8 protein-coding genes are annotated in these 15091 nt (G+C 39.7%); 4 read left to right on the top strand and 4 right to left on the bottom strand.

Annotated features, from left to right (window positions below):
* Positions 1-38: 38 nt before the first annotated feature.
* The 4 genes from IQ282_RS03985 to IQ282_RS03970 form a co-directional block, all read right to left on the bottom strand.
* Positions 39-5231, bottom strand: a complete 5193-nt coding sequence (locus tag IQ282_RS03985) for a translocation/assembly module TamB domain-containing protein (RefSeq protein WP_317174178.1) — start codon at positions 5229-5231, stop codon at positions 39-41.
* A 116-nt stretch (positions 5232-5347) separates the two neighbouring features.
* Positions 5348-6091, bottom strand: a complete 744-nt coding sequence (locus tag IQ282_RS03980) for a hypothetical protein (protein ID WP_194850615.1) — start codon at positions 6089-6091, stop codon at positions 5348-5350.
* Positions 6092-6603: 512 nt separating this feature from the next.
* Positions 6604-6852 carry a hypothetical protein gene (locus IQ282_RS03975; protein WP_194850614.1) on the bottom strand — a complete coding sequence of 83 codons (249 nt, stop codon included), beginning with the start codon at positions 6850-6852 and terminating at the stop codon, positions 6604-6606.
* 290 nt (positions 6853-7142) lie between these two features.
* Positions 7143-10694 (bottom strand): methylmalonyl-CoA mutase family protein, encoded by a 3552-nt coding sequence (locus IQ282_RS03970; RefSeq protein WP_194850613.1) that lies wholly within the window; start codon positions 10692-10694, stop codon positions 7143-7145.
* Positions 10695-10903: 209 nt separating this feature from the next.
* On the opposite strand from IQ282_RS03970, the gene IQ282_RS03965 reads away from it, so the two are divergent.
* The 4 genes from IQ282_RS03965 to IQ282_RS03950 all read left to right on the top strand — a co-directional run bounded on the left by IQ282_RS03965 (position 10904) and on the right by IQ282_RS03950 (position 15031).
* A complete protein-coding gene (locus tag IQ282_RS03965; RefSeq protein ID WP_194850612.1) occupies positions 10904-11677 on the top strand; it encodes a DUF1206 domain-containing protein in 774 nt (257 codons plus the stop codon).
* A 59-nt stretch (positions 11678-11736) separates the two neighbouring features.
* Positions 11737-12003, top strand: a complete 267-nt coding sequence (locus tag IQ282_RS03960) for a DUF6364 family protein (protein ID WP_194850611.1) — start codon at positions 11737-11739, stop codon at positions 12001-12003.
* A gap of 2 nt (positions 12004-12005) precedes the next feature.
* A complete protein-coding gene (locus IQ282_RS03955) occupies positions 12006-12422 on the top strand; it encodes a PIN domain-containing protein (protein ID WP_194850610.1) in 417 nt (138 codons plus the stop codon).
* Positions 12423-12487: 65 nt separating this feature from the next.
* Positions 12488-15031 carry a PIG-L family deacetylase gene (locus IQ282_RS03950; protein WP_194850609.1) on the top strand — a complete coding sequence of 848 codons (2544 nt, stop codon included), beginning with the start codon at positions 12488-12490 and terminating at the stop codon, positions 15029-15031.
* Positions 15032-15091: the final 60 nt, after the last annotated feature.

The following is a 15091-nucleotide window of genomic DNA, read 5'->3' as shown; positions in this document are numbered from 1 at the left end:
TAAATTCCAAAGCTTAAAACGTAATTTTCATTCGAGAGTTATTGTTTTTGATCTTCGTTTTCGTTCTCCTTTTTTCTCATTGCTTCCCGCTCTTTTTTAGTGGCATCCAGCTGTTTTTGACGCTCTTCTTCCTCATCTCGTTTGGCTTTCGCTTTTTCTTCTTCCCTCTTCTTTGCTGCTTCCTCTTTTCTTTTTTCGTCTGCTGCTGCTTCTTGAACAGTTTTGGTAAACAAGTTTTTGAATTCGTTAAATTCTTTGGTAAATATCAAACTGATCCCACTCACGACTAATTGTCCATCAATAACGTTATCATACTGATTGCGACGGAATCCTTTTAACCTCCATTGCCCAGATTCGTTCAATAGATATTCCAGACTCACATTACCCACCACAGGTGTTTTGCCTTCAGACTCTGCGGCACTACCCTGAATATCCACCTCACTACCTACACTTACAATTAATCGATCATCCAGTAATTTCTTACTAGCGGTTACATCCAACTGGGTGCGGTCCTGTCCCGTACCACTTTGATAATCTGTAAAACTATCAAGACCGAAATTTAAATCTATTCCAGAATTACCCAATAATTTACCACCAAACTGGTTGAGCTGATCGCTCAATGCCTGATTGATATTATCACGGGCTATCGTTGCCGTTCCACCAGAACTACCATCTGCACCACTGGTTGGAAAGAACTTGTTGAGCACTAAAAGGGAAAACACCTGTTTATTCAATTCCTGATCTTGCGTATTCAATTGTCGCAATCGACCATAGACTTGTCCACTGGCGTACCCTCTTTCATTCTCAGGCAAGTCCAATTCAAAACTGATTATCGGTTTTAGTAATTCTCCATCCACATTCAGGTAGACTAGAAACGGTAATTCCTGACGAAACTTATTTTTCTCGTTCTGATCAGCGCCGCTAGTCTGGGATGCCATAAGAGCACTCGCACTGGTTTCAATCTCATAAATCGCACTTACATTCAAATCTGCATCAAATGGATCGCCTGACCAGGAAACAATACCACCTTTTTTAAGGTCAAATTTTCTCTTGACGATATCGTACAAGCTCAATTCATAATGACCATTGTCAATTTCATAACGACCCGCAAGCGTCATTCGTCCATTAGGAGTCATTCTAAATTTAAGATCTGCATCCCCAGACACCTGTAAATTGTCTCCAGTAGTAGGATCAACAATAATATTTACAACAGCTTCTTTCCCAATTTTCAAGTTTGCGGTGATATCAAAACCAGTTAGGGTAGCGCTTTCTTCCTCAGTACGAGTAAGAATATCATCAGGGTTCTCTTTATTTACAAATTGGACAATGCCATCGCGTTGAACGATATCCAGTTCGGTACCTGGGATAACATAGGTCACATTTGTAGAGTCATCTACATTAAAGGTTAGATCCACTACGGGAACCGTACTATTTCCCGTTATGGTTGCGGTGGCGTCAAAAGTGGCTTTACCGTAGTACAAATCGTTGTCTGAAGCGGTGGAGTTTAAGGCCGTGAAATTTTCAGCCTTCATTCGCAGATCAAATGTAGGCGTCAGCAATTCTTCTGTTCCTATGAGTCCATCCACTACAAAAGTGTTATCGTCTGCATCACGAATGGTAAAGTCAGCCATGGACAACCCGTCATTGTTGATAATTAATTCTTCATCTCTGAACTCAAATGGGGCATTGAGCATATCCACGGTAAATTTTGCGTCGTTAAAACGGAAAGTTCCCACGTAATCTGGTGCTGCCGTAGTCCCAGTAATTTTCATTTTTCCGGAAAGGTTTCCTGAACCTTCAGATAAAAAGTCACTTGCAATTCCGGTTAAGGTTTGCATACCCAGTTTCTGTAGATCAAGGTTTAAATCCAGTTGGGCAGCCTCAGGATCTGCCACGTAAGAACCGTCAACCGCTAGATCAATGTCATTGCCGTTAAGACTCATGTCCATGGTGTAGCGCTGTCCGTCTTCAGTCCCGGCATCTAATCCCATTGTGCCCAATGGAACCTCTAGAACTTTTAAATCATCGATAGATAGACCTGCAGAAAAACCTAGCTTATTGAAAATATCTTCTAAAACCAATTTCCCATCTACACTGCCGCTTGCCAACTCCTCGTCAGAATTTAAGAGAGAAATAATGGATTGTAGTTTGAAATCATTCAGTAAAATCCCCAGATGATCTTTAGTGATGCCAGATACATTGCTACTAAATTCCACACTTTGAGAACCATTGGAAAGTTTGAAGTCATTGAAGGCTAACTCATTCTCATTATACGTCAGGGAATTATCTGCGGGTATGGTCCACGATTGTTTATTAAGAGTTAAATTCTCGGGCTTTACACTATAGATAAGCTCTTCAATACCTTGAGCATTTGATCTTCTTTTCAGTGCACTATTGAACTGCATCAGCACTTCTTCCTCATCATAAGAAACAAAATCAATATTTAACGCCTTACTTGTAATGACTCCATTAAGGTTTGTTCTTTTTATGTGGAGAGGTCCAGCGACAACGTTTTTAAACCCTAAATTAAAAGTTAGATTCTCAGCATCTGAAGTAGAAGTGATCAAAAGACTATCAATCTCGCTACCTGCATATTTTACGTAGGGAACCTTGATATCTGCATCGAGTTTACGATCTAACTCATTAAAATCCACTGCAATCCTGATCGTGTCAAGAGCCTCAAGACTGGGTAGGATTACATCCCTTAAAATGGGCGCTGGACTGATGGTTCCCTTCACTCTCATGACGACTGGTTTGATCGTGTCAACCGCAGTTTTAGGACTGAGATAACGATCAATATGTCGTTTCATCGCGGCGGTAAGATCTGTAGGATCTGCATTGGACCTTAATTCTAAATCAAGCATCTTATTTTTCACATCTACTGATGTTGAATCTGGATTTACAAATGCACTCAAATTTAAATTCCCCAGCAAATAGGATTGTTCGTCAAATACAGCAATACCATCTGTAATGGTTGACTTTACTTCAAAATTTTCTGCATCACCCTTAAAAAATGCCGATATTTTTCCGGCTGCCTTCACGTTTTGGGTCGTTATCCCAAAAGCCCGCAAGTCCACACCAGCAATATCGAGTTGCATGTTTGCTTCTGTGGCCACACTATCCAGCTTGATCTGACTGTCCAGATCCAGATCGATATTTTTATCCCTGTATTTTGAAGTAACAGAGCCATTGCCGTCTTTAAACTTCCCATTAATGGGAAGATCCTTTATCTCATAATCATTATAGGTAAAACTTGAAATGGTAGCATCAACAACAGCATCTAGATTATTTAGTGTTGATCCAGAACCATTCGTTTTGATACTTAAATTCAATTTCCCCAGTTGCGGATTTTGCAAAATAGCACCCAGATCTACTTCCACGGCCTCAACATCTGCATTGAAAGTCATTAATTTTTGGTTCTTGAAACCTCCATCTAGCTTTATCGTTCCTGAACTCGTTGTTAACGTGGCTTTGGCGGTTATATCATCCACTCGACCCTGTGCATTTCCTGCCAATGAAAAACGCTCGGGTAATTGAATCCCCAAGTCTTTTTCACTAATAAAATTCGTAAGATCTGCTCTTGTGGAGCGCATTTTTATGGAAGGAAAATCGATATATAGATTATTTGGATCTGTCGCATTGCGCAGGCTTCCCGTTGCCATAATAGCAGTTTGATTTCCCCAGTTAGCCACAAGATTTGGTATTTGCAAGGCAGCTGTAGAGCCTTTAGCTTTTAAGCTTCCCGTTAGTGGACGTTTGCTTAAAGCAAGTAAATATTCATTGGATCTCAAATCTGGCTGGAATCTGAAAATATCAGCTAAATCAATCATATATCTTGGGATTTGAACATCCAGCTTTACTTTATCTGGATTGCTGATAAAAGCATCCATACTAGTGTATCCCAACATCACATTACCTTGCAGAGCGTTATTATTAACCTGCGCATTGAGATCTGTAATATTAATGGCCTTATCGTTTGCAGTTAATGCAAACGCAAACTGTTTCACGTTGATTCCAGAGGCCTCTTCAAAAATAAGCTCTGAAATCTCTGCGTTGGCCTCCTTATTTTTATAAAGAATCTTATCTGCAAGCAGGTTAAAATCAGTTAGGACAATCGCATTTGGATCGAACGTGTTCCGTACCGGTGCAGCACCATCCATCCTATAATCCACGCTATTATTACGCAGCGCTAGATCGTTTACATCAATAACGAAATCTGGCCATTCAAATGGAGCGGTTTCACTAGTTACAGCAGTCGCATCATCTTCAACCACAGTTTTCATGGCCACTTTTATATGGCTTTGGCTCAAATTGAAATAGTCAACGGTATAGGCACTTGCACCCACATCTGCTTTAGAAATAGAAGTTTCCAGCAACCCTATGATACTGTTGAAATTGATCGCATCAGGCACAGATTCATATTCGAGTGCCACCCGGTCCATTTTAAGGTTTCCTACGGTTATCAAGGGCAATGGAGAGTCACCTGCGTCGTCTGTGATCGCCTCTGCGATGGTGGTGTCTGTGTTGGGATCGCTGTCCTTTTCCGCTTTCGCGAAAGCGGTAACCGTATCCTTATCATATTTAATCACGGCATTTGTAAGCGATACAGCATCAATGTCCACAATCATCTGCTCGAGATCGAGCTCATTCATGGAAAGATGAAACTTTTCAAATTGGACTATAGCGTCCAGTTCCTCAACATCGTCCTTGAACGTAATGTCAAAATTAGAAAAATCCAGATCTCCTATGGAAACCTGTACAGGCTCTGAAGTAGTAGTTGTATCCTCTACCACAAAGGCATCCATCAAAAACTGATAGTTAAAACCACTGATGGAATCCCTGCGGGAAACCCGAGCTTTAAAACCATCCCAGCGCGCATAATCGATGCCAAAACCATCGCCTTTAATGATAGGCAACAACGGAATACTTGCTTCTAAATGTTTAGAATAAACGAGCGTATCGCCCTTTTTATCTGCTAGATAAAGATCATCCAGTTGTATATTTCCATCAAATGTGACAAAAAGTTTACCAACAGAAACCTCAGTTCCTGTTTTATCCTTCACATATTTGACGGCCTGACCCACGATAATATTCTGTCCCCACGGACTGCGAATAAACAATAACAACAGGATTAAAAAAATCAGAATACCCAGAAATACCCGTGCCAGCCTGCGCAGCCAGCGGAATCTTCTAATTGGTTTTTTGTCTTTTTTTTCTTCTTCCTTTTCCACTAGAGATGCGTGTTTAGAGTAACGCACATAAGTCGTGCAAATTGCTAAAAATCAGCGGGAAATTGAGGGTGTGGGGAATAAATTTGTGTTAAGAAAATTAACGACTAGTAGACTAATCAAAGTCGTTTGATGGAGAACTGAGTTAAATCTTCAAAAATTGTAATAGTAGTTGCTTTATTGCTGGGATTTAGTCCCGCTGGTCGAAAACCTAAAGCATATTCAGCATTAGCAATCAAGTTGACATTACCAACAAAAGTTACCGAATTTTTATCGGATGATAATAAGCCGGATGTTACTGTAGACTGCATTAAATTATTATTTTGAGTTGTGTAAAACTCAATTTGATTAGATCCAACAGTTTTATCATTTTTAAAAGTAACTGTAAATTTTATCTCATAAAGACCTCCTAACTGAGTATTCATTTTAAAATTTGGCTCGTTGAGTGTGACACCTGAAAACTTTCCAGTTGAACTTCCTTTTATTGACACTACAGTATTGTTAAAAGCTGCACGTAAATTTCCTTTCACGTTTGAGCTCAACTTTAATTGTCCAAACACCCCAGACAAACGATCATCAACAATACCAAACCTCTTCCATTCCCCATCCCAATAATAAAAACCTTTTTTTGCCCCACCATTTTTAGTGTCTGTATTCCAAACTACTAGACTTTCTTGTGGGTTCGAAATTGGAGATGCCTCATTCAAATTCTTCAAATCCATCCTAGGAAACAAAACCCCTTTATCAGTTGAAGTAATATCTAAGATGGCCGAGTCGTCTGGAGTTGCCGTATTGATTCCAACTTGAGCAAAACTGGATGCAACTATTCCAAAAACCATCCAAAGAATAAAACTATTTTTCATGAACTTCAATTTTCATCAAAAATAATCTTGGTTTAGTTGTACAGACAATTACAATTGTTAATTCCTAAAGCGTAGAATTGACTGAAAAATGCTGATTTTGCAGGATTGTCAGAAATCTAGTGGATATCATTAAATAATTTTAATCAGAAGTAAAGGAGCTTTTATCTTAAGAGCTTATTTAGACTGAAGGTAAAAGACTAAAAAAAAGGTCAAACTACAATATTGCTTGTTCGCGATGAAACCTAATCCGGATTAATTGAAAAGACATTTACTTAAAATTCAAAAGTAGAAATTGTTAAATGCCTTCTTGCCGATTCACTCAATTTCTATTTATTCCAGAGCTGATTCTACCAGCACCGAATAGTTGCTGAAGCTAAATTCTTACAAAGGTTTACAACGCTTTTGTGCAGTAGGTTCGTGATATGCCGTCGTGATATAATTTCTGGTTACTACACAAACTTAAAGAGTACCTCAAATAGTGGCTGAAAATCTAATTATTTTTCCAGCTGCTTCTATTTTAAATACAACTCCCTGAAATACTGAAAACGCTTACCGGGAATAACCAATTTCCAGATGTCTTTTTCAAGAATGATATTTTTACTGGCGAGTCTTTTTCCGTCTGTGTAAGTTCGATATACAAATGTATAAATGAGCAGAATACTCATGAACAACCAACCATCTAGAAATTCAATCTTAGTCAACCAAATTAAAAATGCCAAGGGCACTAGGATGATTAGGTAGAATATTATTAAATTTTTCATCTGGATTAGTTTGTTGTCCTCTAAATATAATGGATTCAAACGTAAATTAGTTTCATTCACAAATATTTCAAAGAAAGTGATCCCCAGTCAAGCTTAGGAAAAGCTGCCTGCAACGTAACGAAGCTGTATTCTACATAAGGTTCTGCTCTCACTGCGCTTAGCGGGATAAGCGATTCACACATAACCCTTCTTCAGTCAAAATCTTTACAAAACGATAGATCCCGCTCTCGCTGCGCTTAGCGGGATAAGCGATTCACACACATCCCGCGCAGCGGGTTATGGTTCTCTGCTTACATATTGCGCCTATACTGCCCTCCTACTTCAAACAATGCCTCAGTAATCTGACCCAACGTACAAACTTTAGTTGCTTCCATCAAATGTTCAAAAATGTTTCCTTGTGCTACTGCTGCGGCCTGTATCTTATCAATTTGCTCTTGTGATGCTTTCGCGAAAGCGGAATGCAAATTATTCTTGGTTGCAATTTGAGCCTGTTTCTCTTCTTCAGTTGCTCTGATTACCTCAGCCGGTAATACCGTTGGGCTTCCTTTAGAACTTAGGAATGTATTCACTCCTATGATTGGGAATTCGCCAGTATGTTTCAGCATCTCGTAGTGCATGGATTCTTCCTGAATCTTACTGCGCTGATACATCGTTTCCATAGCTCCTAACACTCCGCCACGTTCTGTGATGCGGTCAAATTCTTCCAATACGGCAGATTCTACCAGATCAGTTAACTCTTCAATGATAAAGGATCCTTGAATCGGATTTTCATTCTTAGCAAGTCCCAATTCTTTATTAATAATCAGCTGGATCGCCATCGCACGTCTCACCGATTCTTCCGTAGGTGTCGTGATTGCTTCATCGTAAGCGTTTGTGTGTAGCGAATTACAATTGTCATAAATCGCGTACAACGCCTGCAACGTGGTTCTAATGTCGTTAAAATCAATTTCCTGAGCGTGCAGTGATCTACCACTAGTCTGAATGTGGTATTTCAACATCTGTGCTCTGGAATTCGCACCGTATTTATGTTTCAACGCTTTAGACCAAATTTTCCTCGCCACACGACCGATCACAGAATATTCTGGATCTACACCATTAGAAAAGAAGAAACTTAAGTTAGGACCGAATTTATTGATGTCCATTCCTCTGCTCAAATAGTATTCTACATAAGTGAAACCATTTGCTAGCGTGAATGCTAGTTGGGTAATCGGGTTTGCTCCCGCCTCTGCAATGTGATATCCTGAAATAGAAACACTATAAAAGTTGCGTACTTTTTCCTCAATAAAATACTGCTGAACGTCACCCATTAACCGCAGAGCAAATTCAGTAGAGAATATGCAGGTGTTTTGTGCCTGATCTTCTTTTAAAATATCGGCTTGAACGGTCCCACGAACCTGTGCTAGGGTTTCCGCTTTGATTTTGGCATAATCTGATGGTTCTAGGATTTGATCACCTGTTAAACCTAATAGCATCAACCCCAACCCATCATTTCCTTCTGGCAATTTAGAAGTGTCGACTTTGCCGTTTTTTGAAATGACTTTTTCGCCATCTGCATTTAGATAGGAAGGGCGTTCTACATCGTGATCGTCATAAACCTCTTTAAGCTTTGCTTCTACCTTGTCGCCCAGTTCATTTTCTGTAATAAATCGTTCACAGTTCTGATCAATTGCGGCATTCATGAAGAAACCTAACAACATGGGCGCTGGCCCATTAATCGTCATAGAAACGGAAGTCATTGCATGAGACAAATCAAAACCAGAATACAGTTTTTTAGCATCATCAAGACAGCAGATACTTACTCCTGCATTACCAATTTTCCCATAAATATCTGGTCGCAATCCAGGATCGTTCCCGTATAAAGTTACACTATCAAAAGCCGTACTCAGACGTTTTGCAGGCATGCCCAGACTTACGTAATGGAATCGCTTATTTGTACGTTCCGGTCCACCCTCACCAGCAAACATTCTAGTAGGATCTTCACCCTGACGTTTGAATGGGTACAATCCTGCGGTATATGGATATTCACCGGGAACATTTTCCTGCAGACACCACTTTAAAATATCACCCCAAGCGCTGTATTTAGGCATCGCTACCTTTGGAATCTGCTTATGAGAAAGAGATTCTGTGTGGGTTTCTATTTTGATAACCTTATCGCGAACTTGGAATTCGTAAATAGGTTGTTTGTATTTATTCACTTTTTCTCCCCAACCGAAGATAACTTCCCAGTTGTAGGGATCAAGGTCTTTTAAGGTTTTATTGAATTGAGCGATAAGTAAATCTAAAAACTGCTCATCAGCTTCAATTCCATCTGTCCTGCGAACATCTTCTCTAAGAGAAGAAAGTATTGCTTCTTCATTGAGACCTTTATCGGTCAGCATTTCTGAATTCTCCATTCTAAATTCAGAATTATCAAGAACCGCTTGGATTGTTTTATAAATTCCAAATAGCTTTTGAGCAACCTCTGACTGTACTTCTGCTGTTTGATCGTAGGATCTATTGCTTTCTGCAATCTCACTTAAATAGCGTGTTCTCGCTGGTGGAATTACAAATATTTTCTCGCTTTGAACGGTGTTCAGTTTGTTGGTGGAACTGAAATCGGCATGGGTTTTTGTAGTGATTTCTCCCATCAATGCTTCATACAACGCATTCATTCCCGGATCGTTGAACTGACTTGCAATAGTTCCATAAACAGGAAGTGTATCAGGATCTGTCTCCCACAGATTATGATTGCGCTGATATTGTTTTTTAACGTCACGCAAAGCGTCTAGCGAACCACGTTTGTCAAATTTGTTGATGGCAACCACGTCAGCAAAATCTAACATATCGATTTTTTCCAACTGAGTTGCAGCACCAAATTCTGGTGTCATCACATATAAAGCCACATCGCTATGGTCCATAATCTCTGTATCACTCTGCCCTATCCCGCTTGTTTCTAGAATGATAAGGTCATAATCTGCTGCTTTCAGAACGTCAACAGCTTCCTGCACGTGTTTAGAAAGAGCAAGATTTGATTGACGTGTTGCTAGAGATCGCATATAAACGCGGTCGTTATTAATCGCATTCATGCGTATTCTATCTCCCAACAATGCGCCTCCCGTTTTTCTTTTTGAAGGATCGACTGAAATTACCCCAATATTTTTTTCTGGGAAATCGACTAGGAATCTTCGGATCAGTTCATCAACGAGAGATGATTTTCCAGACCCACCCGTTCCAGTAATTCCTAGCACTGGCGCTTGGATTTCAGTTTTATCGGCTTCTGCAAAGTGTTTTACGTAGTCCTCGTGACGGTTTTCTGCTAGAGAGATCAATCGGGCAATGGTGGGTACGTGATTTTCCAGCAATTCTCCATTTAATTTCGCTTTCGCGTCCTTGTCTTTTGATTCCTTTACAGGAAATGGGGGAACCTCCACATCACACTGCTCTACTAGATCATTGATCATTCCCTGGAGTCCCATCTCACGTCCATCATCTGGCGCGTAAATCCTGGTGATTCCATAATCCATCAATTCCTTAATTTCTGATGGAAGGATGACACCGCCACCGCCACCAAAAATCTTGATGTGCCCAGCGCCTTTCTCCACCAGAAGATCGCGCATATACTTGAAATATTCGGTGTGACCACCTTGATAAGAAGTCATCGCAATACCGCTTGCATCTTCTTGAATTGCTGTATTTACAACCTCTTCAACGCTGCGGTCGTGGCCTAAATGAATCACCTCACAACCCGTAGATTGAATGATGCGGCGCATAATATTTATAGCGGCATCATGACCATCAAATAGACTGGCTGCGGTTACAATTCTTACTTTATTTTTTGGAGTATATGGGGTCTGATCCTGCATTGCGATATCCTTATTTTATATGTTGCAAAATTACGAAAACGATAGCGTACGATTGCCAATGCTATTTTAAACTTCTAATAGAATTAGATTTTAAAAAGATTTGTAAGCCTAAGTATTAATTTGAACAATTAGTATAACCTTTTGATAAAGGGTTTCATCCTATGTGCGTCACTATTATCTTTGCGCGACAGTTCTTCTAAAACCAATTATTGAAAAATTCCAGACGTTTTGCAAGAGTAGGAATCGCCACAAAAGGCATCGTCTTCTTTCTGATAGGCTTCATGTCATTTATAACAGCGTGTAATCTAACTTATACTCTGAAAAATGAAAAGGAAGTCATTCAATGGATTTATGGTTTATCTTTTGGGTGGTTTTTATTGCTAGCAGTATCCATAGGACTAATCGGTTACATTTTCTCTCGCGTCTATCTCACCTTTAATAATAGAGATTATGATGGGTCTAAAAACAAACCTAATTTTAGAAGAGCAGCCTATCTTATCAATGGCTTAGGATATTGTCTTTTACTGTTCACTTGTATCACGATACTTTTAGGAGCCCAAAGCAACAGTGATTCCAACTTTAAATTGATGGTATTACAATCAATTTATGGGAAAATTTTAGTTTACATAATAGCCATAGGACTGGCAGTTAGTGCTATAAATGAGTGGTGGATCTCTTTTTCTGACATGATGAATAAAATGACGCTGCCTGATAACCTGACCACATTACAGTACAAATGGTTGATGGGATTAGGTCGCTTCGGTAGATTCTGTCGTGGGATTGTTTTTGGTGTTTTTGCTTATGTATTGGCCCGATCTGCTTACTATGATATGGAAAACTTACCGAAAGGTGCTGATGCTGCTTTTGCCTTTATGGATGCGACTTATGGAGCAGTCTTCATGGGTATTGTTGCTTTTGGAATGATGTGTTATGGTTTGTTCCTCATTTTAAGCGGAAAGCACCGCAACATACCAATTGATTAGAAATCTGTTACGTATCTTTTTATTATATTTACTACGTATAACTATTTAAGATCTTCAGGATGAACACAAAACTTACGTTAAGCATTAAAAAGGACGTCATTGAAATGGCCAAAGTGTTTGCCAAAGAACAAAATCAAAGTTTGAGTAAACTGGTGGAGAATTATTTGAAACACATCTCGGGAAAGAAACAGATTTCTATTGAAGAAGATGAATTGAGTCCTTGGGTAGATTCATTGAAAGGCGCTCTCACACCACCTAAATGTTCAGGTTTTGATTACGACTATAAAAAGATTTTGCAAGAAGAACTGGAAAAGAAATATTTGTAGGTATGGATCACGTACTAATAGACAATGACGTTATGCTTGATTTTCTGCTCAATCGTCAACCATTTTCAGATGATGCAGCTAAGATTTATGAGCTTTGTAAAACTGGGGTTATTAAGGGGTATACTAGTCCCGTTATCCTCTCCAATGCTCACTATGTATTAAGGAAAATTCATTCTCACGAAAACATTGTAAAGAGTTTTTTAAAATTATTGGAAGTCATCGATCTTGTTGAAATAAATAAAATCACTGTGATTGACGCTCTTAATTCTAGTTTCAAAGATTTCGAAGACGCTTTACAAAATTTTGCAGCAGCCGCGAACAAAGATATTTCTATAGTAATTACCCGAAACTTCAAAGACTACAAAAGCAGTAGGCTCTCCATTCAAACTCCACTAACTTACCTCAAACAGAGGCCTTAATATCGTCTCCTAGTTTCCGTATACCATTAAAACATTCCGATTCAAAAATTCTATCTTCACCACCTATGAAAAAATACGTTCTTTCACTGTTAGTTGCTTGTTTTATTATAGCAACGTCTGTGGCACAGGAAAACCGACTGGGCGATAGGCCTACCAGCAGTTCAGAGATTTATCACAAGATCGAGAAGTTGGGTTTTCTAGGGTCGGCGCTTTTTATTGCGGCGCATCCTGATGATGAAAATACCAAGCTAATCGGCTGGCTGGACAATAAGAAAATGGCGCGTACGGCTTATTTGTCACTTACTCGTGGTGATGGTGGTCAGAACCTCGTGGGACCACAATTAAGGGAACAACTGGGAATGATCAGAACACAAGAATTACTGGAAGCCCGCAATATCGATGGCGGCGAGCAGTTTTTCACTCGGGCAAATGACTTCGGGTATTCTAAGGACCCAGAGGAAACCCTAGAGATTTGGGATCGTAATGAGGTACTTTCTGATGTAGTTCAGGTGATCCGCAAGTTTCAACCAGATATTATCATTAATAGATTTGATCATAGAACCGCAGGGGAAACCCACGGTCATCACACCAGCAGTGCCATTTTAAGTGTTGAGGCATTTGACCTTGTAAATGACAAAAATGCTTTTCCCGCACAATTAAAATATGTGGACACCTGGAAGCCGGAGCGTTTATTCTTTAATACCAGCTGGTGGTTTTATGGCAGCGAGGACGCTTTCGCGAAAGCGGACAAAACCAACTTATTAGAACTAGAAGATGGTGATTATTTAAATTATAGCGGTTACTCTATAGGTGAAATTGCTGCATTGAGCCGAAGCAGACACCAGTCTCAAGGATTTGGTTCCAGCGGATCTCGTGGGTCGTCAACAGAATACCTGGAGTTTTTAAAAGGAACCCGACCTACCGATAAATCAGATCCGTTTTCTGGGATCAATACAACCTGGACACGTGTTGATGATGGGAAAAAAGTATTAGCGCAACTGGAAAAGGTACAGTCTGCTTATGACTTTAAAAACCCATCTAGCAGTCTGAAAGGGTTGCTAGAATTAAGAAATGAAATCGATACTTTGAACTCAGGGTATTGGAAAAGTATAAAACGGGCAGAAGTCGATGGAATCGTTGAAGATATTATCGGGCTTTATGCAAAGGCATATGTTTCCCAAGCATACGCAACGCCTGGAGAATCAGTAAAATTAAATGTGGAAATTGCAAACCGCGCGCTGGATCAATTGGATTTTCAACTTAATAATAATGCAGCCGTTTCCTTTAAAGAGTCCAAAGGATCACTGACAAAAAATAAATCAATAACGATAACTGGAACGCTTAAAATTGCTGAAGATGCAAAAGCTACAAATCCGTATTATTTAGAGGAAGAGGGCACCGTGGGAATGTACACCGTTAATGATCCTAACTTGATAGGTTTACCTGAGGCAAATGCTGCCTTTCAAGTACCATTGATCTTAAATTTTGGCAATCAGAAAATTGAAATGTCATTGCCTGTTATTTATAAAACCACAGATCGTGTGCGAGGCGAAGTTTATGAACCTTTTATGGTGGTTCCGGCAGTTTCAATCTCTATCGAGAACCCGGTGTATGTTTTTAGTGATGATGAATCTAAAACGATCAATGTCACTATTAAGGCCTACAAAGATATCAAAGGTTTAAAAATATATGGAAGCGTTCCAGACGATTGGGAAAACCAGATTGTAGAGAGAATACCAAAAGATCTACAAAAAGGACAACAAACTACAGAGCACTTTTACATTACGGCACCTTATGGTTCTTCTCAAGGCGAGCTGGACATAGTTGCTAGAATTGATGATCAAAAGTTTACTTCAGAAGTAATTCTCATTGATTATAACCACATCCCAAATCAACAGTTGGTAAAAGCAGCTAGCGCTAAGATTGTTAATCCAGGGTTGACCAATTTTGCTCAAACAGTCGCGTATATCAACGGCGCTGGTGACGAGGTTGCTCAGGCCATTGAAGCCATAGGTAGTAAGGTTTTCAAGTTTGAGCCTAGCGAAGTTCCCGCAGACTTAAGTAAATATGACGCTGTTGTGGTGGGAATTAGGGCGTTTAATGTAGAGCCAGAAGCGATGGCAAACCTTCAAAATAGATTTGACGCTTACGTGAAAAACGGCGGTACACTTATAATGCAATACAATACAGACCGTGGGATTCCTAATGATGCACTGGGACCGTTGTCAATTACGCTTTCGCGGAAGCGGGTTACTGATGAAAACGCCGCGGTAACCTTTTTAAATCCCGAACATAAGGTGCTCCAGTCACCCAATAAAATTACCGAAAATGATTTTAAAGGCTGGGTTCAAGAACGTGGATTGTATTTCCCTGAAAAGTGGGATGCTGCCTTCACTCCTATCTTAGGAATGAACGATAAGGGTGAGGCTCAAACAAAAGGAAGTTTGCTGGTTGCTCCATATGGTAAAGGTCACGTGGTTTATACAGGTTTAAGTCTATTTAGAGAATTGCCTGCTGGAGTTTCTGGAGCTTATAAGCTGCTCGCAAATATGATTAGTTTAAGTAAAAATGAAGCCAACCTTGAAAGAAAACAAGATCAAAAGTTCTAAAAAGTGGATGTATTTCTACATTCTCATAGCTGTCGCTAACCTATTGTTTGCCGTTGCATT

It is taken from the genome of Nonlabens antarcticus (assembly GCF_015356755.1).
Classification (GTDB): Bacteria; Bacteroidota; Bacteroidia; order Flavobacteriales; family Flavobacteriaceae; genus Nonlabens; species Nonlabens antarcticus.
The sequence above is the reverse complement of the archived record's forward strand: the minus strand, read 5'-3'. Positions and strand labels throughout refer to the sequence as shown.

Bases quoted from the DNA above. Each gene is read 5' to 3' on its own strand.
- IQ282_RS03980 (WP_194850615.1), bottom strand. From the start codon at position 6,091: ATGAAAAATAGTTTTATTCTTTGGATGGTTTTTGGAATAGTTGCATCC.
- IQ282_RS03975 (WP_194850614.1), bottom strand. From the start codon at position 6,852: ATGAAAAATTTAATAATATTCTACCTAATCATCCTAGTGCCCTTGGCA.
- IQ282_RS03970 (WP_194850613.1), bottom strand. From the start codon at position 10,694: ATGCAGGATCAGACCCCATATACTCCAAAAAATAAAGTAAGAATTGTA.
- IQ282_RS03960 (WP_194850611.1), top strand. From the start codon at position 11,737: ATGAACACAAAACTTACGTTAAGCATTAAAAAGGACGTCATTGAAATG.
- IQ282_RS03955 (WP_194850610.1), top strand. From the start codon at position 12,006: ATGGATCACGTACTAATAGACAATGACGTTATGCTTGATTTTCTGCTC.
- IQ282_RS03950 (WP_194850609.1), top strand. From the start codon at position 12,488: ATGAAAAAATACGTTCTTTCACTGTTAGTTGCTTGTTTTATTATAGCA.